The sequence below is a fragment of the Arthrobacter sp. 01T419 genome, from assembly GCF_056398865.1.
This window is the reverse complement of the sequence record NZ_JBFTQF010000018.1, coordinates 1-18,874: the sequence shown is the minus strand read 5'-3', so window position 1 is coordinate 18,874 and position 18,874 is coordinate 1. Positions and strand designations below refer to the sequence as shown.

20 protein-coding genes are annotated in these 18,874 nt (G+C 64.7%); 14 read left to right on the top strand and 6 right to left on the bottom strand.

Annotated features, from left to right (window positions below):
* Genes AC1DLO_RS20020 through AC1DLO_RS20010 form a run of 3 tightly spaced genes read left to right on the top strand, consistent with a single transcriptional unit; the run spans position 1 to position 4,109 of the window.
* Complete coding sequence (locus tag AC1DLO_RS20020; RefSeq protein WP_476891521.1) at positions 1–2,052, top strand: PTS fructose transporter subunit IIABC; 2,052 nt, start codon at positions 1–3, stop codon at positions 2,050–2,052.
* Positions 2,053–2,087: 35 nt separating this feature from the next.
* Positions 2,088–3,797 carry a phosphoenolpyruvate--protein phosphotransferase gene (gene ptsP / locus AC1DLO_RS20015; protein WP_476891520.1) on the top strand — a complete coding sequence of 570 codons (1,710 nt, stop codon included), beginning with the start codon at positions 2,088–2,090 and terminating at the stop codon, positions 3,795–3,797.
* Between the two features lie 33 nt (positions 3,798–3,830).
* A complete protein-coding gene (locus AC1DLO_RS20010; protein ID WP_269994103.1) occupies positions 3,831–4,109 on the top strand; it encodes an HPr family phosphocarrier protein in 279 nt (92 codons plus the stop codon).
* A gap of 93 nt (positions 4,110–4,202) precedes the next feature.
* On the opposite strand, the gene AC1DLO_RS20005 is transcribed toward AC1DLO_RS20010, so the two are convergent.
* Entirely contained in the window at positions 4,203–5,153 is a 951-nt protein-coding gene (locus AC1DLO_RS20005) for a DNA topoisomerase IB (protein ID WP_476891519.1), read from the bottom strand.
* 16 nt (positions 5,154–5,169) lie between these two features.
* Entirely contained in the window at positions 5,170–5,649 is a 480-nt protein-coding gene (locus tag AC1DLO_RS20000; protein WP_476891518.1) for a Dps family protein, read from the bottom strand.
* A 339-nt stretch (positions 5,650–5,988) separates the two neighbouring features.
* Here AC1DLO_RS20000 and AC1DLO_RS19995 point away from each other — a divergent pair, with 339 nt between their 5' ends.
* The 4 genes from AC1DLO_RS19995 to AC1DLO_RS19980 all read left to right on the top strand — a co-directional run bounded on the left by AC1DLO_RS19995 (position 5,989) and on the right by AC1DLO_RS19980 (position 7,207).
* Positions 5,989–6,159: a hypothetical protein gene (locus tag AC1DLO_RS19995; RefSeq protein WP_184740779.1), complete on the top strand. Its 171-nt coding sequence runs from the start codon at positions 5,989–5,991 to the stop codon at positions 6,157–6,159.
* Positions 6,160–6,243: 84 nt separating this feature from the next.
* Positions 6,244–6,420: a CsbD family protein gene (locus AC1DLO_RS19990; protein ID WP_476891517.1), complete on the top strand. Its 177-nt coding sequence runs from the start codon at positions 6,244–6,246 to the stop codon at positions 6,418–6,420.
* 158 nt (positions 6,421–6,578) lie between these two features.
* The gene (locus AC1DLO_RS19985; RefSeq protein WP_476891516.1) at positions 6,579–6,914 is read left to right on the top strand and encodes a hypothetical protein; all 336 of its coding nucleotides are present in this window, start codon (positions 6,579–6,581) and stop codon (positions 6,912–6,914) included.
* A 26-nt stretch (positions 6,915–6,940) separates the two neighbouring features.
* Entirely contained in the window at positions 6,941–7,207 is a 267-nt protein-coding gene (locus AC1DLO_RS19980) for a DUF7218 family protein (protein WP_476891515.1), read from the top strand.
* A 314-nt stretch (positions 7,208–7,521) separates the two neighbouring features.
* Here the strand turns inward: AC1DLO_RS19980 and ku are convergent, their stop codons facing one another.
* Positions 7,522–8,400, bottom strand: a complete 879-nt coding sequence (gene ku / locus AC1DLO_RS19975; protein ID WP_476891514.1) for a non-homologous end joining protein Ku — start codon at positions 8,398–8,400, stop codon at positions 7,522–7,524.
* 38 nt (positions 8,401–8,438) lie between these two features.
* Between ku and AC1DLO_RS19970 the strand changes: the two genes are divergently transcribed.
* On the top strand, positions 8,439–11,078 hold the full coding sequence (locus AC1DLO_RS19970) for an ATP-dependent DNA ligase (protein WP_476891513.1): 2,640 nt from the start codon (positions 8,439–8,441) through the stop codon (positions 11,076–11,078).
* A 76-nt stretch (positions 11,079–11,154) separates the two neighbouring features.
* On the opposite strand, the gene AC1DLO_RS19965 is transcribed toward AC1DLO_RS19970, so the two are convergent.
* The gene (locus AC1DLO_RS19965) at positions 11,155–11,415 is read right to left on the bottom strand and encodes a hypothetical protein (RefSeq protein WP_184740773.1); all 261 of its coding nucleotides are present in this window, start codon (positions 11,413–11,415) and stop codon (positions 11,155–11,157) included.
* 87 nt (positions 11,416–11,502) lie between these two features.
* Positions 11,503–11,745: a hypothetical protein gene (locus AC1DLO_RS19960; RefSeq protein WP_221451586.1), complete on the bottom strand. Its 243-nt coding sequence runs from the start codon at positions 11,743–11,745 to the stop codon at positions 11,503–11,505.
* A 371-nt stretch (positions 11,746–12,116) separates the two neighbouring features.
* On the opposite strand from AC1DLO_RS19960, the gene AC1DLO_RS19955 reads away from it, so the two are divergent.
* Positions 12,117–12,905 (top strand): putative protein N(5)-glutamine methyltransferase, encoded by a 789-nt coding sequence (locus tag AC1DLO_RS19955; RefSeq protein ID WP_476891512.1) that lies wholly within the window; start codon positions 12,117–12,119, stop codon positions 12,903–12,905.
* A gap of 270 nt (positions 12,906–13,175) precedes the next feature.
* Positions 13,176–14,777 carry an MFS transporter gene (locus AC1DLO_RS19950; protein WP_476891511.1) on the top strand — a complete coding sequence of 534 codons (1,602 nt, stop codon included), beginning with the start codon at positions 13,176–13,178 and terminating at the stop codon, positions 14,775–14,777.
* A gap of 8 nt (positions 14,778–14,785) precedes the next feature.
* Here the strand turns inward: AC1DLO_RS19950 and AC1DLO_RS19945 are convergent, their stop codons facing one another.
* Complete coding sequence (locus AC1DLO_RS19945; RefSeq protein ID WP_476891510.1) at positions 14,786–15,298, bottom strand: hypothetical protein; 513 nt, start codon at positions 15,296–15,298, stop codon at positions 14,786–14,788.
* Between the two features lie 168 nt (positions 15,299–15,466).
* Between AC1DLO_RS19945 and AC1DLO_RS19940 the strand changes: the two genes are divergently transcribed.
* From AC1DLO_RS19940 to AC1DLO_RS19925, 4 genes are all read left to right on the top strand, one after another.
* Positions 15,467–16,165 carry a response regulator transcription factor gene (locus tag AC1DLO_RS19940; RefSeq protein WP_476891509.1) on the top strand — a complete coding sequence of 233 codons (699 nt, stop codon included), beginning with the start codon at positions 15,467–15,469 and terminating at the stop codon, positions 16,163–16,165.
* Positions 16,162–17,529: a sensor histidine kinase gene (locus AC1DLO_RS19935; protein ID WP_476891508.1), complete on the top strand. Its 1,368-nt coding sequence runs from the start codon at positions 16,162–16,164 to the stop codon at positions 17,527–17,529. Before AC1DLO_RS19940 ends, AC1DLO_RS19935 begins: the two co-directional genes overlap by 4 nt.
* 9 nt (positions 17,530–17,538) lie before the next feature.
* Positions 17,539–17,940 carry a VOC family protein gene (locus AC1DLO_RS19930; protein ID WP_184740767.1) on the top strand — a complete coding sequence of 134 codons (402 nt, stop codon included), beginning with the start codon at positions 17,539–17,541 and terminating at the stop codon, positions 17,938–17,940.
* Between the two features lie 101 nt (positions 17,941–18,041).
* A partial coding sequence (locus tag AC1DLO_RS19925; protein WP_476914577.1) for a DUF222 domain-containing protein occupies positions 18,042–18,874 on the top strand: 833 nt, incomplete at its 3' end.

Sequence of the window (18,874 nt, the reverse complement as noted above, 5' to 3'; positions counted from 1 at the left end):
GTGACCCAGCTCATCACCCCCCAACTGGTCTCCCTTGACCAGAACCTCGGCGATTCTCCCGCCGACGTCATCCGCTTCCTGGCAGGCAAAGTTGCCGCAGCGGGACGCGCCTCCGAGGTTGAAGGGCTCTTCGCGGACGCCTTCGCCCGCGAGCAAAAGACTGCCACGGGCGTGCCCGGCGGCATCGCCATCCCGCACTGCCGCTCCGCTGCTGTGACTGAGCCGACCCTGGCAATGGCCCGGCTTTCACACAAGGTGGACTTCGGTGCCAAGGACGGCCCCGCGGACATCATCTTCTTCATTGCAGCCCCGGAAGGAGCGGACCAGGAGCACTTGAAGCTGCTCTCCAAGCTGGCCCGTTCCCTCATCAAGAAGGACTTCACTGCGGGGCTGCGCGCAGCCGCCACTGAGCAGGACATCGTTGACTTGGTTGACGGCGCACTGGCCGACAAGCCGGCTGCGCACGCGGCCGACTCGGCAGCGCCCGCTGCAGAGCCTGCGCCGGCTTCGGCCCGTGCCGCTTCTGCGATGGCGCCCAAGCGCATCGTCGCTGTCACGGCCTGCCCCACCGGCATCGCCCACACCTACATGGCAGCCGACTCCCTCGTGGCTGCGGGCAAGGAAGCCGGCGTGGACCTGCAGGTGGAGACGCAGGGTTCGGGCGGATTCACCGCGCTGGACCCGGCTGTCATTGCCGCCGCAGACGCTGTGATCTTCGCAGTAGACGTCGATGTACGCGGCAAGGAGCGCTTCGCCGGCAAGCCGGTCATCAACGCGCCCGTAAAGCGCGGTATCGACGAGCCGGCCAAGATGGTGCAGGAAGCCATCGCCGCCGCCTCCGATCCCCACGCCCACCGGGTTCCACACTTCGGCGCTGAAGAGAGCGCCGAACACGCATCCGAAGCCGCCAGCGAACACCTCGGCACCAAGGTCAAGAAGGTCCTGCTGACCGGTGTCAGCTACATGATCCCGTTCGTCGCCGGTGGCGGCCTGCTCATTGCTTTGGGCTTCCTGCTAGGCGGCTATGAGATCGCCGGTGCGGCCGACAAGATTCTTGGCGCCAACACCCTTGGCAGCCTGCCCACCGAGTTCCCCGCGCACGCTTGGGGCCCACTGGGCGCTTACCTAGGCGCCGTGCTGTTCAAGATCGGCGCATTGTCGCTTGGCTTCCTCGTCCCTGCCTTGGCGGGCTACATCGCCTACGGCATCGCGGACCGGCCCGGCATCGCTCCTGGCTTCGTCTCCGGCGCTGTTGCAGGCTACATGGGCGCAGGCTTCCTGGGCGGCCTTGTAGGCGGTCTGCTGGCCGGCGTCACGGCACATTGGATCGGCACTTTCAAGGTTCCCCGCTGGCTGCGCGGCCTCATGCCCGTGGTCATCATCCCGCTAGCGGCCTCGATCGTTGCATCTGGGCTCATGTTCCTGGTTCTCGGCGGCCCCATCGCTGCCATCACCAAGGGCCTCAACACATGGCTCTCTGGCATGACCGGCGTTTCTGCCATCGTTCTCGGCATCATCCTGGGCCTCATGATGTGCTTCGACCTGGGCGGTCCCGTCAACAAGGTTGCCTACTCCTTTGCCGTGGCCGGCCTTGGGGCCGGAAGTGCGGCCAACCAGGCTCCTTGGCAGATCATGGCTGCCGTTATGGCGGCCGGCATGGTGCCGCCGCTGGCCATGGCACTGGCAACCGTGCTCAACAAGAAGGGCTTCAGCCTGGCCGAGCGTGAAAACGGCAAGGCCGCCTGGCTGCTGGGCGCCTCCTTCATCTCCGAAGGCGCTATCCCGTTCGCAGCTGCCGACCCGCTCCGCGTGATCCCGGCCAGCATGGTGGGCGGCGCAGTGACAGGTGCCTTGAGCATGGCGTTCGGGGTCACCTCGCAGGCTCCACACGGCGGAATCTTCGTCTTCTTCGCAATGAACAACTTCCTGTTGTTCTTCGGCTCGATCGCAGTCGGCGCTGTCATCACAGCTTTCCTCCTGCTCGCACTCAAGCGCTGGGCAGTCCGGAAGCCCGTTGAGGCAGAGCAGGCTCCGGTCGCCGTAGCAGCCTGAACCAGCCCCCAGCAAGCAAGTAGAGGACTAAATCCATGCAGACCTTTTCAGGCGTAGGCGTTGCTCCAGGGCGCGTTCTGGGGCCGGTTCGGCAAATGCCGAAGCCGGTGCAGGAACCGCACCCGAACGTCAACATTCCTGCGGACGTTACCGTCGAATCGCAAGGCCAGCGCATCAAGGATGCCGCCAAGGCCGTGCAGGCGGAACTCCGTGCCCGAGCCGCCACCGCGTCCGGCGAAGGCAAAGAGGTCTTGGAAGCAACCGCCTTGATGGCCGCCGATCCGATGCTGGTGAAATCGGCCATCAAGCTCCTCTCCCCCGATGCCCCGGGCGGCGCACGTACTGCCGAGCGGGCCATCTGGGAGGCAGGTGCCACGGTTGCGGACTCGTTGAAGGCCCTCGGCGGCTACATGGCAGAGCGCGTGGCCGACGTCCTGGACGTCCGCGCCCGCATCGTTTCAGAACTGCGCGGTCTGCCTGCGCCGGGCATCCCGGCGTCGGACGTTCCGTTCATCCTGGCCGCCGAGGACCTTGCCCCGGCAGACACCGCCACTTTGGACCCCGCCAAGGTGATCGCCCTGATCACCTCGAGCGGCGGACCGCAGTCCCACACCGCCATCCTGGCCCGCGCCCTGGGCCTGCCGGCGATCGTCGCGGCCCCGGGGGTCGACGAGATCGGGGACGGCACCGAGATCTACGTCGATGGCGCTGCCGGCACCATCACGGTAGATCCGGGCGAGGAACTGCGCCTTGCGGCCAAGGCTTGGGCTACCCAGGCGTCTACCGTTGCCGCCTTCAGCGGCAGCAACATGATGGCCGACGGGTTCCGGGTTCCGCTGCTCGCCAACGTCGGTACGGGCGCCGACGCGGTCAAAGCCGCCGACGCCGGTGCCGAGGGCGTCGGGTTGCTGCGCACCGAATTCTGTTTCCTGGATCGCGACGACGAACCCACCGTCGAGGAGCAGATCGCCGCCTACGGCGCCGTGTTTGCCGCGTTCCCGGGCAAGAAGGTGGTGGTCCGAACCCTCGACGCCGGCGCGGACAAGCCCCTGCCGTTCCTCACCAACGCGGATGAACCCAACCCCGCATTGGGCGTCCGCGGTTACCGCACCGACTTGACGTCCCCGGGCGTACTCGAGCGCCAGCTCAAGGCGATCGCCGCTGCAGAGGCCGCCAACCAAGCCGAGGTGTGGGTCATGGCACCCATGATCTCCACGGCCGAGGAAGCCGCGCATTTCGCATCCCTCTGTTCCGCAGCCGGCTTGAAAGTGCCCGGCGTCATGGTGGAGGTCCCGTCTGCTGCCCTGACCGCCGCCACCGTGCTGCGCGAAGTCAGCTTCGCATCGCTCGGAACCAACGACCTCACCCAATACGCCATGGCCGCGGACCGCCAACTCGGTCCGCTCGCCACGCTCAATGATCCGTGGCAGCCTGCCGTGCTGCAGCTCGTGAAGTTGACCGCCGACGGCGCTGCTGCCGCCAGCGTGGGCGGCACGGCTCGGCCGGTGGGAGTCTGCGGCGAGGCAGCAGCGGACCCGGCCCTCGCCGTCGTACTCGTTGGACTGGGCGTCGCGACGCTTTCGATGAGTTCTCGCGCACTGGCTGCCGTTTCAGCCGTGCTGGCAACCGTCACCGTGGCGCATGCCCAAAAGCTCGCAGCGGCGGCGTTGTCCGCTCCGAGTGCATCAGCCGCACGCCAAACTGTTCGCGCCCAACTGCCCATTTTGGACGAGCTGGGTCTTTAGACTTTCCCCAAGCCCACAATCGAAGGAGCAACAATGTCCGAACGTACCGCCACCATCGCCAGCCGCGTCGGCCTGCACGCCCGCCCGGCAGCCATCTTTGCCGAAGCCGCCGGCGAACTGGACCTCGAGGTCACCATCGCCCGCGAAGGCGAGCCCGCCGACGACGCCATGGACGCCGCGAGCATCCTGTCCCTTATGAGCCTGGGAGCTTCCTTCGGCGATGTCGTGGTGCTCCGCGCCGAGGGCGCCGGAGCCGACGAAGCCCTGGACCGCCTCGTGAAGATTCTTGAAACGGACCACGACGCCGAGTAACCCACCGAGCATGCTCTCCCTTGGCGTTGAAGGATGGACATATTGGCGCTATGTCCGTTCCTCGCAGCCAACGGGGAGCATGCTCTTTTGTGTTCACGGCAAAGATGCCAGATAGTCCGCAATGTCGGACTCCGTGGCCTTGAGCTTTTCGAGGTCGCCGGCCAGGAAACCCTCCACGATGCGGGGATCAACGTAGGATGCCCTCGCCACGGTTGGCGTGTTGCCGAGGAGTTCGGCGGTTTGCTTGATGGCCGCAAGGACTCGCTGGCGGGCCGGTACATTCGATCTGCCTGCGAGCGCCATGCCGGCCGCCGCGGTCCCTTTCCAGGTCCGGAAGTCCTTGGCCGTGTAGCCGCCGCCTGTGATGTGGCGAAGGTACTCGTTGACCATCGTGGCATTCAGGGAGACCCAGCCATCGCCTTCGTTGAAAGCCAACAAGGGCTGCCTGCCGGGCCTGTCCGCCAGGGGCTTGAGGAACCGGGCCAGCACGGGATCCTCGATAGCGGATTCCCACGCTTGACCGCTCTTCCCAGGGAAATGCAGGGAAACGGTGTCTCCGCTGACCGTCACGTGCTTACACCTCAGGGTCGTGAGGCCGTACGATCCATTTCGCCGGGCATAGCCCTCCGATCCAACGCGCAAGGCCCCCAGATCCATGAGCCGCACGGCTGCGGCCAGGGTTCCGGTCTTTTCCGAAGGTGACTCGCGCAGATGGCGCGAGGCCGTATGCCGCGCATTGGGCAAGGCGACGCCGAGGCGCGCAGCCCGGATAAATTTTTCAGCGTCCTGCCGGGCCCGCCACCCGGGGTGGTAGATGTATTGGCTCCGGCCGGCGTCGTCCACTCCCATTGCCTGGATATGCCCGTTTTCGAAGGGACATATCCAGACCTCGGCCCACGCGGGGGGAATTGCGAGCGCCTCAAGACGCCTTCGTTCATCGCCCACGACAAGGGATCCGTCCGGACGGTGATAGCTGAAACCGCGGCCGGACCTTCGCCGGGAAATACCAGGCGTGCCGGGATGACTGCGTCGGAGCCGTGGCATGCCGTGGCTCCGACTCCTAGGCTTCCTGTGGGTCTGCCACGGACGCACTGGCAGACATGGTCTCGGCACTGATCATCCACGCGAGTTGCTCCAAACGCGCGATGAAAGCATGCAGGAGGTCCGCCGTCGTGGGGTCTTCTTCGTCCACTTGGTCGTGGACATCGCGCATGGTCTGGACAGTCCGCTCGAGGCGATCGGTGATCAACTTCACGGCGTCCTTGGTCTCCGTCAGCCCCGTGGGGAACTGCTCTAGGCGGGTTGAGGCAGCGATGGTGCTGCTTCTGCCATCCGGGAGCGCATGAAGCGCCCGCATCCTTTCGGCTGTTTCGTCAGCGAACTCACGCGCCGCTGCCACGAGTTCATCGAGTTGCAGATGCAGGTCCCTGAAATTGGCGCCAACAATGTTCCAGTGGGCCTGTTTGCCCTGTAACTGGAGTTCGATAAGGTCCGTCAGGACAAGCTGAAGATTGTCTGCCAGAGTTTGCGATGCTTTCATGGTTCCCCTCCAAGACGACTGCTGACAATGGGTTGGATCAGCCCCAGAAGCCGGCGCATGACCCTGCATTCACCCTACGACGATACTCAGAATTTTTTGTAAGCGTACTTAGCACTTGATTTGATAAGTGTGCTTAGTAGTACCATAGAGGAAGTCGGAAGCAGCCCGTCCCGGACGAAAACTCCGAAAAACGGGGCGGCATCCGCTACAGCAAGACCTCGCATGGAATCCGGGGGGCCGGTGAGGAACCACGGTTCGCACTCGAACTGACAACCGAATACACCGCGAGGGGCCGGGCATCTTGCCGGCGGCCCCACTCAAAGTAAGGAATGTGTGACGATGAACACTCTTCTGATCATTGCAGGCGTTGTGGCAATTGTCCTTTTGCTCGTTGGCGGGTTCTCGCAGGCCGTGAGCTGGCTCCTCTGGGTCGGCTTGGTCCTCCTGATCGTCGCGGCCATCGGCTGGCTTCTCAGCTTTGTTTCCGGCCGGAGATCGCACGGAGTCTGAGCGACGGCAGCTGGCCCCACAGTGGCCTGCCTTCCACCATTTGGCGAGAAGAAGTAAAACAACTACCACCAAAGGAGTACGTCCATGGGTGCAGATGACAAGATCCAGAACGCCGGCGAAAAGCTTGCGGGCAAATCCAAGGAGGCGGCCGGAAAGCTGACGGGTAACGAAAGGCTCGAAGCCGAAGGCAAGACGGATCAAGCCAAGAGCGACCTGAAAGCGGCCGGCGAAAAGGTAAAGGACGCTTTCAAGAAGGACTAGTCCACTCGAAGTGCGGCTTCTGCTGTGGGCGGGAGCCGCACTTCCCGGTCCAAGGGGTTAAGTCAATGCCGACTATCTCTGACCCGATTCTCCCCGCCGGCGCACCGCGTCCCGGGGCTGAACGAATCTGGTGCGGCTTTTGCGGCACCAATGAGCACGTGATTCTTGATTCCATCGAGCCCCTCAAGCCGCCGATGGCAGAACTCGTGGATATCGCCTACACCTGCGTGGAATGCGATACCTTTTATGCCCATGCTGCGACTTTCCAGGACGTCGCTGCGATCCTGAACCAGCGTGGAACAGTATCGGGTGTGCTGCAATTCGGCGGCGAATACATCCATTGCGGCGAACCCATGAAAATTTCTGGAACCGGATTCCACAGCGTGTATGCGCCCATGTCCACCGAGGACCCCGCAGTGGATCTGCTCGACGTGTACCTGGCGACAAAGGTGTTGCAGTGCCGCTGCGGATTCCGGATGGAGCTCCCCTCATAGTTGGACCTAGACCGAAGGAGGAACCCATGCCAAATAAGAAAAATCCCAGCCTCAAAGATCCCGAGCTCTACGAAACCCTCCGCGAGGATGGCGCATCCAAGGAAAAGGCCGCCAGGATCTCGAATGCCGCTGCCAAGGAAGGCCGCAAGGAAATCGGCCGGCGTGGCGGCACCTCGGGCGACTATGAGGACTGGACCGTGCCGCAACTCAAGTCCAGAGCCAAGGAACTGGGCGTCACAGGGTATTCGAGCAAGAAGAAGGCCGAGCTGATCTCAGCGCTGCGAAACCACTAGACCACCCACCGGACATGCCCTCCGCCCGGGCCCACGAGTGGACATATTGGGATTATGCCCACCCCTYGCCCAGAACAAGGAACATGTCCCTTGTTCGTGGGAGCGGCGTTCGTGCAAGGGACATGTCCAGTCCTCGCTCCGGGAATCCCGGAGGGACATGCCCTCCGCCCGGGCCCACGAGTGGACATATTGGGATTATGCCCACCCCTCGCCCAGAACAAGGGACATGTCCCTTGTTCGTGGGAGCGGCGTTCGTGGGAACGGYGTTCGTGCAAGGGACATGTCCAGTTTTCGGGGAGCACGACGGCGGCGCGTCAGGCTTTCTTGACCCTCGCCCTGGGCTTGCTGGCCGCCTTGGCGGTGGCGCCGTCGTCGGGCTCCTCAGCGGCCGATCCAGCAGACGCTTTGCCGCGCTTCTTGTCGAGGCTCCGCTTGAGGGCCTCCATGAGGTCGATGACCTCGCCGCCCTCGCCTTCGCTTGCCGTGACGCCGAAGGTCTCCTCGGTGTCGATGGAGTCGCCTTTTTCGAACTTGGCCGCAATGAGTTGGCGCAACTGCACTTGGTAGTTGTCGGTGTATTGCTCGGGCTCGAAGTCGCGCGCCATGGAGTCCACCAGCGCAGAGGACATCTCGAGCTCCTTGTCCGAAATCTTGACGTCGGTCTCCAGCGACGGGAAGTTGGCCTCGCGGACTTCGTCGTCCCAGAGCAGGGATTGCAGCATCAGCACGTCCCCCCGCACCCGCAGCGCAGCGAGCCTGGTCTTCTGCCGGAGGGCGTACTGCACAATGGCCACGCGCTCGGTGTCCTGCAGGGTCCGCAGGAGCAGCATGTAGGCCTTGGGCGACTTGGAATCGGGCTCCAGGTAGTAGGGCCGCTCGTACATGATGGGGTCCAACTGCTCGGCCGGAACGAACTCCACTACCTCGATTTCACGGCTGTTCTCCGCGGGCAGCGACTTCAAATCCGCGGCGGACAGCACCACAGTGCGGCCTTCCTCTTCGTAGGCCTTGTCGATATCCTCGTAATCCACAACAGAGGCGCAGATTTCGCACCTCCGTTGATAGCGGATGCGGCCTCCGTCTTTGTTGTGGACCTGGTGAAGACTGACATCGTGGTCCTCGGTGGCGCTGTAGAGCTTGACAGGCACGTTGACCAGCCCGAACGCGATAGAACCCTTCCATATGGCCCTCATGCACTAAGTGAACATCACAACAAGGCGGAGGTGAAGAGGTGGCAACCAGCCAAAAGGAACGCGTCAACGTCGAGGGCCACGAGCTGACGCTCACCAACCTGGGCAAAATCATCTACCCGGAGACTGGCACCACCAAGGCCGAAGTGCTCGAGTACTATGCCGCCGTGGCACCATTCCTGATCCCGGCCGCCGCTAACCGACCCGCCACCCGCAAGCGTTGGGTACATGGAGTAGGGACCACGGAGAGTCCCGGGCAGATGTTCTTCCAGAAGAACCTGGACGACTCGACGCCGTCGTGGGTTCCCCGGGTCACCATCCAGCACAGGGACCACAGCAACGTTTACCCGCTCGTCAACAACCTCGCTACGCTCACCTGGTTGGCCCAGATCGCCGCCTTGGAAATCCACGTGCCGCAATGGCAAGTGGACGCCGACGGAACCATGTTGCCGCCCGACCGCTTGGTCCTGGACCTTGACCCCGGCCCGGGCACGGGCCTCCCCGAATGCGTTGAAGTCGCCAAGCTGGCGCGCAGCATTCTGCAGGACATCGGCCTTGATCCCGTCCCTGTGACAAGCGGCAGCAAGGGGATCCACCTCTACGCCGGGCTGGATGGCACCCGCAAATGGGAGCAGGTCTCCGCGTTTGCCCACGAATTGGCGCGCTCCCTCGAGGCTGACCACCCGGACCTTGTGGTCAGCGACATGAAGAAGACCCTGCGCAACGGCAAGGTCTTGGTGGACTGGAGCCAGAACAGCGGGAACAAGACCACCATCGTCCCGTACTCCCTTCGCGGTCGCGCCCACCCCATGGTGGCTGCTCCCAGGACGTGGCGGGAACTCGCCTCCCCCAAGCTTGAACATCTGGACTTCACGGCCGTCATGAAGCGCGTCAAAGACGGGAAAGACCCCTTCGCCGTGGTGGCCGCCCGGCAGTCCGGGCATACGCCCGCGCACACAGGCAACGGCTCCAAGCGCTCCGGCGGCACGCAAAGCAAGAACGACGACGGCGCCTCCGGCCCGGGAGGCCAGCGCACCCCGGCCGGAAGCACCGCCGTCGGGGGCACCTCGGGCGGCGAGGCCACCGCCGTCGGGGGCACCTCGGGCGGCGAGGCCACCGCCGTGAACCCGCGGCTGGCGAGCTATGTGGACAAGCGCGACCCGCAACGGACGCCCGAACCGTTTCCCGCCATCGGGCATCAACCCGGTGCGCGCCCACTCCAGCCTGATGCAGAGCCCAACCCTCCCGGCGGAATCTTTGTCATCCAGGAGCATCATGCCCGCCGATTCCACCTTGATTTCAGGCTGGAGCACAATGGCGTCCTGGCGTCCTGGGCGCTGCCCAGGGGAGTGCCGGACACCCCGGCAAAGAACCACTTGGCCGTACGGACCGAAGACCACCCGATGGAGTACGCGGAGTTCACTGGCATCATTCCGAAGGGCGAATACGGCGCCGGGACTGTCAGCATCTGGGACAGCGGAGAGTTCGAGTGCGAAAAATGGCGCGACGGCAAGGAAGTCATCGCCACCCTCACCGGCAAGCCCGGCGGCGGATTGCACGGCACCCGCCGTTTCGCACTCATCCACACGGGAGAGTCGCCGTCGCAGTGGCTGATCCACCTGATGAAGGACAAACCGGGCCACAGGACGGTGCTGTTGCCTGAGGCCGCGCACCAATCGAACGGGACACCCAGCTACGCGCCCATGCTCGCGACGTCCGGGACCACCGCCGATGTGGCGGACGGGGACTGGCTGTTCGAGCTCAAGTGGGACGGCTTCCGGGCCATCGTTTCAGGATCGCGTGGCAAGATCAGGCTGACGAGCCGCTCCGGGATCGACATGACGCCCACCTACCCCGAGCTGGCGGATCCGCGTTACTGGCCGCACCACGATTTTGTGGCGGATGGCGAGATCGTGGCGCTCAGCAAGAACGGCCGGCCCAGCTTCGAGTTGCTCCAGAAGCGGATGAACCTCTACAAGCCAGGCGACGTCGAGCGCGCCCGGGCCGGGGTCCCCGTGCAGCTGATGCTGTTCGATCTCCTGTACGACGCCGGATCCCGCCACACTACCGAAAAAGACGGCAGCGCCGACCTCACCTCCCTGCCCCTCAGCGAGCGCCGAGACCGGCTGGCAGACTTCCATGCCGATATGCCGGCCGAAGGCTCCCCCATTCATATCTCCGAAGTGCTGGAGCATGATCTGGACGACCTCTTGGCCAGCGCCGCCGAGCTTGGCTTGGAGGGCGTCATGGCCAAGCGCGCCGACAGCCGGTACCAGCCGGGGCGGCGCAGCAGGTCCTGGATCAAGCTCAAGTTGGAACGCATGCAGGAGGTGGTGGTAGGTGGTTGGCGGCCGGGCTCCGGCGCGAGGCTCGGGACCATTGGCGCGTTGCTCGTGGGGATCCCCGACGGCGACAAGTTGCGCTATGCGGGCAGGGTAGGCACTGGCTTCAAGGACTGGCAGCTGCGGGACATCCTGAAGCGCCTGGAGGGGCTCGATCGCCCGGACTCTCCCTTCCACGACATCCCCGCCGAGGACGCGCGCGGCGCCCACTGGGTTTCCCCCGAGCTCGTGGGAGAGGTGACGTTCGGCGATTGGACCGGCACCGAGAGGATGCGCCATCCCGTCTGGCGCGGGTGGCGGCCGGACAAGTCCCCCGACGACGTCGAGCGCGCTCCCTGAACGGACCTGCGACACGGAAAATGCCCTGCGACCCCGGAATTCCCGGGGCGCAGGGCATTTTCTGTGTCGAATATTTCTAGGACGAGTGCGGCATCTGAGGACGGCTGGTGCGGTGGACCGCGGTGACCGCAGCCTGCTGCCCGACGCGGCCATGATTGGCACCGCGGTCCTTGGGGTGTTTGGCCTTGCCGCTGCCGTCCGGCCAGGATGGTCCTTGGTTCGACGCCAGCGTCATGGCCACAGTTTCCGGGGCCGGCATGGTTGTCTTATCCATGGACTCGACCAAGTGGCTTGCGACCTCGGAGTCGATTTGTTGCGCAACGTGCTTCGCAGCCATTGTTCTTCCTTTCTGCAGTGAAACGAAGGGATTTTCCATACTAGGTGGGAGCGGTCCGCTTGTCTGTAGGAACTTCCTCAGCAGGATCTACCAGCGGACCTTCTTCTCGGACTTGGCCTGCTTGCCACTCGCTTGGGTTGGCTTGTGTCCTTTTCCGGTGCTTTGCCAGCCTGCCCCGGCGCCACCCCTGGACTTGCGGGCCAGCATTTCCTTCTGGGCGTCAGTCAGTTTCGATTTGATGCCTGCAGCCAGGGCGTCAGTTTCCTGCACGGCCGCCGCTTGCTCTGCGGGTTCCTGCTCGGCGTTGGTTTCGGGTGCGTTCGGTGTCATGCAGTGGACTCCTTAAAGTTCTTGATTTGCCGGAGGAGGTCCTCGGGACTGCGACGTCCTCTGCGAGACCCAGGGTCCAAATAGCAGCAACAGGAACAGCGCGGAGGCGAAGCCTCAACAGGCATGGATTTTTGTCGGTTCAAACTCAACGGCGTCGGATCAACGTCAGCAGTGGCGTAGCCAGCATCTGCGACGAACCAGGACCCGCTGGTCTATTCAAAAATCAGTGTTCCCATGAACCCACCCTAGACACTCCAGACCGTGTTTGTGAACCCTGACTTTCCCGGAGCGCGCTTCGGGCGTCGCCTCCACGTCCGCTCTCGGCTAGCATGGCCCGGAGAGCACCCCTCGGTATCCCGAAAGGCTCTCCCATGTCAGCACGCACGTTCCAGCCTTCCCATTCCGCCATCACGGCCCGGCTCCGTTCGGTCGGTTGCGTCTTCGCCGAAGACGAGGCCGAGCTCCTGATCGCTGCGGCGCACGCTCCCGGGGAACTCGACCGGATGGTCGAACTGCGCGTCTCGGGGCTGCCCCTCGAACACCTCCTTGGCTGGGCTGAGTTCTGCGGCCAGCACATTGCCGTAGACCAGGGTGTGTTCGTCCCCCGCCGCCGCACGGAGTACCTCGTCCAGGAGGCGGCCCGCATCGCCCGGCCGGGCGCCGTCGTCGTCGATCTTTGCTGTGGTTCGGGTGCCGTCGGCACCGCACTGGCGGCCGCAGTGGGCGGCATCGAGCTGCACGCTGCCGACGTCGATCCAGTCGCGATCCGCTGCGCCGCTCGCAACATCGGGCCTGCTGGCGGACAAGTGCATGAAGGCGATCTGTACTCGGCCCTCCCGGAGACCCTTCGCGGCCGCGTGGAAGTACTGGTAGCCAACGCCCCGTACGTGCCCACGGACTCGATCGGAATGATGCCGCCGGAGGCGCGTCTGCATGAACCGCTCATAGCGCTCGACGGCGGCGCGGACGGCCTGGACGTGCACCGCCGGATAGCTGGGGAGGCGCCGTTATGGCTGGCTCCAGGGGGTCATCTGCTGATCGAAACGAGCGTCCGCCAGGCCCCAACGACGGCCGCCTTGTTCGAGCTCGCCGGGCTTTCCGCGAGGGTGGTCCATTCCGAAGAATTCGATGCCACGATGGTGCTCGGAAAACTACGGTAAACCCACCGAAAATGATCAGCAAACTGTGCGTTTCGTGGTCCTGAACCAAAAAATTTGGTAACGCAGCCACGAAACGCCCCAAAATCCGCGTGATTCCGGGGCTGTGGGCGGCATTTGGATGTCAGACATTTGGGCCCGAAAGGCGCCTTCGAGCGCCCAAAATTGGGAGTCCGACTCTTAGTTTCGGCGAAACTCGCGTAAAATTGAAACCCTGCCCAGAGCGCGGCAGCTAAACGTCGCAAGCAAATGACCCCCCTAGGAGCGGCCCAAATGCCCATAGACCAAAGCATCACTGACTCTCCAGCAGGCGCTAGGAACGCCGCTGGAAGGAGCAAAACCGCACCACGCGGTACCTCAAAATTGAAACTTCCAACACGCCGTCGACTCAAAGTATCCGACGTCAACGTCGTAGACCAGCCCATGCTGAAAAAAGCCCTTGGCGGCACGATCGTCGGAAACACCATGGAATGGTACGACGTCGGCGTTTTCGGCTACCTCATCACCACGATGGGTCCTGTCTTCCTGCCCGAGGCCGACAAGTCCGTGCAGACCCTGTTCATGCTGGGAACCTTCGCCGCAACCTTCGTGGCACGGCCGCTCGGCGGTGTAATCTTCGGCTGGCTGGGCGACAAGGTGGGTCGCCAAAAGGTGCTCGCCACAACACTCCTGCTGATGGCGGCGAGTACCTTCGCCGTCGGGCTCCTACCGGGATACGCACAGATCGGCATCTGGGCGGCGGCACTGCTGGTCATTTTGAAACTCATCCAGGGTTTCTCCACGGGCGGTGAATACGCCGGCGCCACCACGTTTGTGAGCGAATACGCTCCGGACAAGCGCCGCGGCTTCTTCGCGAGCTTCCTGGATATGGGCTCGTACATCGGTTTTGCCCTTGGTGCGGCCCTCGTGTCCATCCTGCAGCTCACCCTCGGCCAATCGGCCATGGAGGACTGGGGCTGGCGGCTGCCGTTCCTCATCGCGGGGCCGCTCGGCGTCATCGCCGTGTACTTCCGTAGCAAGATCGAGGAATCACCCCAGTTCCAGGCCACTTTGGATGCCCAGGAAGCACTCGCCGCGGACGCCGCAGCGGGCGATGCCGCAGTAGCCAAGGGCCCCATCGGCATCGTCAAGGCTTACTGGCGCCAGATCATCCTCGCCATGATCCTTGCTGCGGCCGCCAACACCGTGGGCTATATGCTGACTTCCTACATGCCCACCTACCTCACCGAGTCCAAGGGCTACGACCCCGTTCACGGCACCCTTCTGACCATCCCCGTGTTGGTCATCATGGCAGTCTGCATCCCGCTGACGGGCAAGCTCTCCGACCGGATCGGCCGCCGGCCCGTCCTGTGGATCGGCGCCATCAGCACCATTGTGTTCGCCATTCCGGCATTCCTGCTGATCGGCATCGGCGATATTTGGTCCACGCTTGCCGGTTTGGCCCTGATCGCCTTCCCGGTCACGTTCTACATAGCCAACCTCGCCTCTGCGCTGCCGGCACTCTTCCCGACCTCAAGCCGTTACGGGGGAATGGGGATCGCCTACAACTTCTCCGTAGCGATCTTCGGCGGCACCACGCCGTTCATCGTCGCTGCCTTGATCCAGGGCACCGGCAACGACATGATGCCCGCGTATTACCTCATGGCAACCTCGATCGTGGGCGCCGTCGCCATCTACTTCCTGCGTGAATCCGCGCAGCGCCCGCTCCCGGGTTCCATGCCCAGCGTGGACACCCAGGCGGAGGCTCGCGAGCTGGTGGCCACCCAGGACACCAACCCGTTGATCGACCTCGACGAGATGCCGTTCGACAGCGAGCCTCTCGGCACGCCTGCGGAAGCGGAGCCTAGCCGGGACCTTTCGGAAGTCCCGGCCTAGGCAGCGCCTCAGGCCTTGCGGTCCGCTTTCTGCTCTTGCATCCGCTTGGCTTGCGCTTGGATCTTCGGCCCATAGCCGCCATTCAGTGCGGTGTCCTTGATGTGGGTTGCTTTCGCCACGCGGTCGCCGTCCGCCGCGTCCTTCAGCGCCTTCAGGTCGGCCTGCAACGCCGCTGGAAGCTTTGCGGCCAGCTTCGGGCGCTTGTCCAGGATGAAGGTGGCGATCTTCGCGGCGCGTTGGCCGTAGTTGGGCTTGCTGCTGTCACCGTTCACGAAGAACCGCAGGGCGGCCGCGAGCGGATGCCGTGCCAGGGCAGACTTGGCCGCGGCAGCCGTCGCCGTGGGCTGGGAGGTGGCAGCCGCCGTCGTACTTGTAGCGCTGGGCGAGCTCGCCGCATTGGCGGCAAGCACCCCACCGCCCAGCAGGAGGCTGGCGGCAAGAACGCCGACGACGGCGGTGCGGGCCTTGCTGCCCTTGCGCCGCTGAGTTGGGGTACTGGAGTTCGGGGCGGTGTTGTCCATGGTCAGTGTCCTTTGTTCCGGCTGGCGGCCCGTCCGCCAGCTCTCTTCACAACACTCTCGTCCGGCCGCATGAACTGATTGTTCGGCGAATGTTCGAGGAATGTAAAACCGTCCCTGTCACCGGCCACGGATGCTCCGGGGCGTCCGTCCTTGCTGTTGAATGGACGCATGGAAGACAGCCGCGGATTGGTGCTGATTGCCGAGGACGAACAGGCAATCGCCGATATCCAGCGCCTGTACCTGAGCCGCGCCGGTTTCGGCGTACATGTGGAGCGCGACGGGATTTCCGCGCTGGCACAGATCAGGCGGCTCAAACCGGTCGCGGTGATTCTCGACGTCGGATTGCCGGGCATGGATGGGATCGAACTCTGCAGGCAATTGCGGCAGGCGGAGGACTGGACTCCTGTCCTATTCGTGACTGCCCGTGATGAGGAAGTTGACCGCGTCCTTGGCTTGGAGTTGGGCGCCGACGACTATCTCACCAAGCCGTTTTCGCCCTCTGAACTGGTCGCGCGGGTCAAGGCGGTGCTGCGCCGGACCGAAGGGACGCCGCGGCCCAAACCGCTTGTGCTGGGCAGCGTCGAACTGGATCCGCTGAACCGCACCGCATGCGCGGGCACGGCCGAAATCACGCTGACCGCCACCGAGTTCGACCTCCTCGCCTATCTCATGGCCCATCCTGGCCGCGTCTTTTCGCGCGAGCAGCTGCTTTCGGCTGTGTGGGGCCAGGCAAGTTATGCCGCGGGACGGACCGTTGATGTGCACATCGCACAGCTCCGCGCCAAACTCGGCGAGCACTCCCCCATCGCGACGAGCCGCGGCGTCGGGTACTCGGCGGTTGCGTCGTCCTCCGGGGATTCAGCGTGAGGCGCTGGTTCGGCACACTGGCAGGGCGCACGACGGCGGTGATTGCCGCCGTCGCGACTGTCGCCGTCGTGCTCGCCGGCCTTTTGGCCGCCCAACTGGTGAACGCCACGGCGGTTGACGAAGCGAAGAAGTATCTCGCAGTCGAGGCCGATTCCCTCAGCAAACAAACCAGCCTCGGAAGCCTCCAGGACCTCCGCGCCGATCTGCTGACCCACGGCGCGAGGCTCGCTGCGATCAGCGCTGACGGCCGCGTGACAGGTGGCGGCGCCAGGTTGGTGGATGCGAAGACCGTGGCGGATGTGTTGGCCGGAAAGTCGGTATCCAGGACCGTGGACGGTCCGCAAAACACGGTGGTCCTCGAAGCCCGGCCCGTTGCGGCAGGTGGTGGCGTGGTGCTGGCGCAGCCTGTGTCCGAGATCCGCGCGGCCGCCGCTCCCCTGCTGAGCCGCATGCTGATCGCCCTCGCGGCCGGCCTCGTGTTCTCCATCGTGGCTGGCGGCTTGTTGGCGCAATGGCTCAGCCGGCCGTTGGTGCGCACCGCGCAATCAGCGCACCGGCTCGCGGCCGGAGAACGAGCCGTCGCGGTGGTGCCCGGCGGACCAGCCGAGGTGGTGGAGGTTTCGCAGGCGCTGGCCGCCCTCGACGCCGCCCTCCGGACCAGCGAAGGGCGCCAACGCGAATTCCTGCTCTCCATTTCGCACGAAATCCGGACACCCCTCACGGCGCTGCGGGGCTACGCCGAGGCCTTGGCCGACGGCGTGATCAGCGGAGCCGAGGTGAGCGGCGTCGGGCAGACCCTCGTGGCTGAAACCAATCGGCTGGACAGATTCGTCCGCGATCTCTTGGAATTGGCGCGGCTTGAGTCCGACGATTTCCGCGTAGAACTTCAGCCCGTGGATGCATCTTTGATCCTGCAGGAGAGCTGGCAGGCCTGGCAGGCCGTGTGCGTTCAAAGCGGGATCGTGGGGCGGCTCGAGCTGCCTGCTGGAGCATTGCCCATCCGTAGCGATGGCCAACGGCTGCGCCAAGTGGTGGACGGTTTGCTGGAAAACGCGCTGCGCGTGACGCCGGAGGACTCTCCCGTGGTGCTCGCGGCGTATCCTTCCGGCGGCGGGCTCACCGTGGAAGTGCGCGACGGCGGACCTGGGCTCACGGAGGCGGATGCCGCCGTCGCGTTTGAACGCGGTGCGCTCTTTGCCAGGTACAGCGGCGAACGGCCCGTGGGCAGCGGACTGGGCTTGTCGATCGCCGCGAGGATCGTGCAGCGGCTGGGTGGGCGCATCAGCGTTCGCACGGCTGCTGAGGGAGGCGCGGCATTCGTAGTGGAGTTGCCGGGCATTCCGGCGGGCCTCAGGCAAACGTAGACTCACGGCATGGCTGAAGTTCCAGTGGGTTCGCTGCACCACGTCGAGATTTGGGTGCCGCACATCGCCCGTGCACAAGAGGAATGGGGCTGGCTGCTGGCCGAACTCGGCTACGAACAATTCCAAGAGTGGCCAGACGGCTGCAGTTGGAAACTCGGAGCCACATACATTGTGATCGAACAATCCGCGGCGATCACCGGAAGCACGCACCGCAGGACGGAACCCGGCCTCAACCACCTCGCCTTCCACGCAGGCACGAAGGAGAACGTGGACCGGCTCCGGGAGCTCGGCGCCGATTGCGGCTGGTACGAGATGTTCGAAAGCAAATACCCCCACGCCGGCGGCCCCGACCACTACGCCGCCTATCTGGTGAACACCGACGGTTACGAGGTTGAGTTGGTGGCGGGATAGCTTTCGCTGGAGGCCGGGGGCGTTCTGCCGATTTGCGGGTCTATCGGCGGGCAGATGTTCTTCGGCCTCTTACTGTCGTACCCCTCCGGAATGCTTTGGTTATGGCCGGGATTCGGGGAACACAGCTGATCGGATCAGCCGCGCCTTCAGGCGGCGCGCGTCCGGAGGCCGGCCCGGATGGTGCCGTCCCGCGCGTCCAAATACAGGAACTACTCGGCGCCGTTACGTCCCTCCGGCCAAGCACCGACAATACTGAACTGATAAACCAGTTGCGTGCCCTTGAGGATTTGAAGTCGGCGGCCGCCGCCGCGCAGGCCCGGATCGCCGTCGCGTTCGATGCCGCCCAGCGCAGCGCCGAGAAAGACCTGGGCGTCCCGGCTGACGAACAGGGACGCGGCGTCGGAGCGCAGGTCGCCTTGGCCCGGCGGGAATCCCCCGCCCGCGGATCCCGGCTCTTCGGCCTCGCGAAGGCCCTCGTGACCGAGATGCCGCACACCCTCGCCGCMCTSGACACCGGCCGGCTGAACGAATGGCGCGCGACCCTGCTCGTGAAGGAAACAGCCTGCCTGGCCGCCGAGGACCGCTCCGCGGTGGACGAGGAACTCGCCGCCGACACCGGGACCTTCGACGGCGCCGGGGACCGGGCGATCATCGCCGCGGCCCGGACCGCGGCCTACCGCCGGGACCCGCGCTCGGTCACCCAGCGCGCCAGCCACGCGGCGGCGGAACGGCACGTCAGCCTCCGCCCGGCACCGGACACCATGACATATCTGACCGCCCTGCTCCCCGTCGCGCAGGGCGTGGCCGTGCACGCGGCCCTGTCCCGGCACGCCGACACCCTCCGCTCCTCTTCCGGGGAAACCCGGTCCCGGGCCCAGATCATGGCCGACACCCTCGTCGAACGCACCACCGGCACCCCCGGCGGAATCAGCGG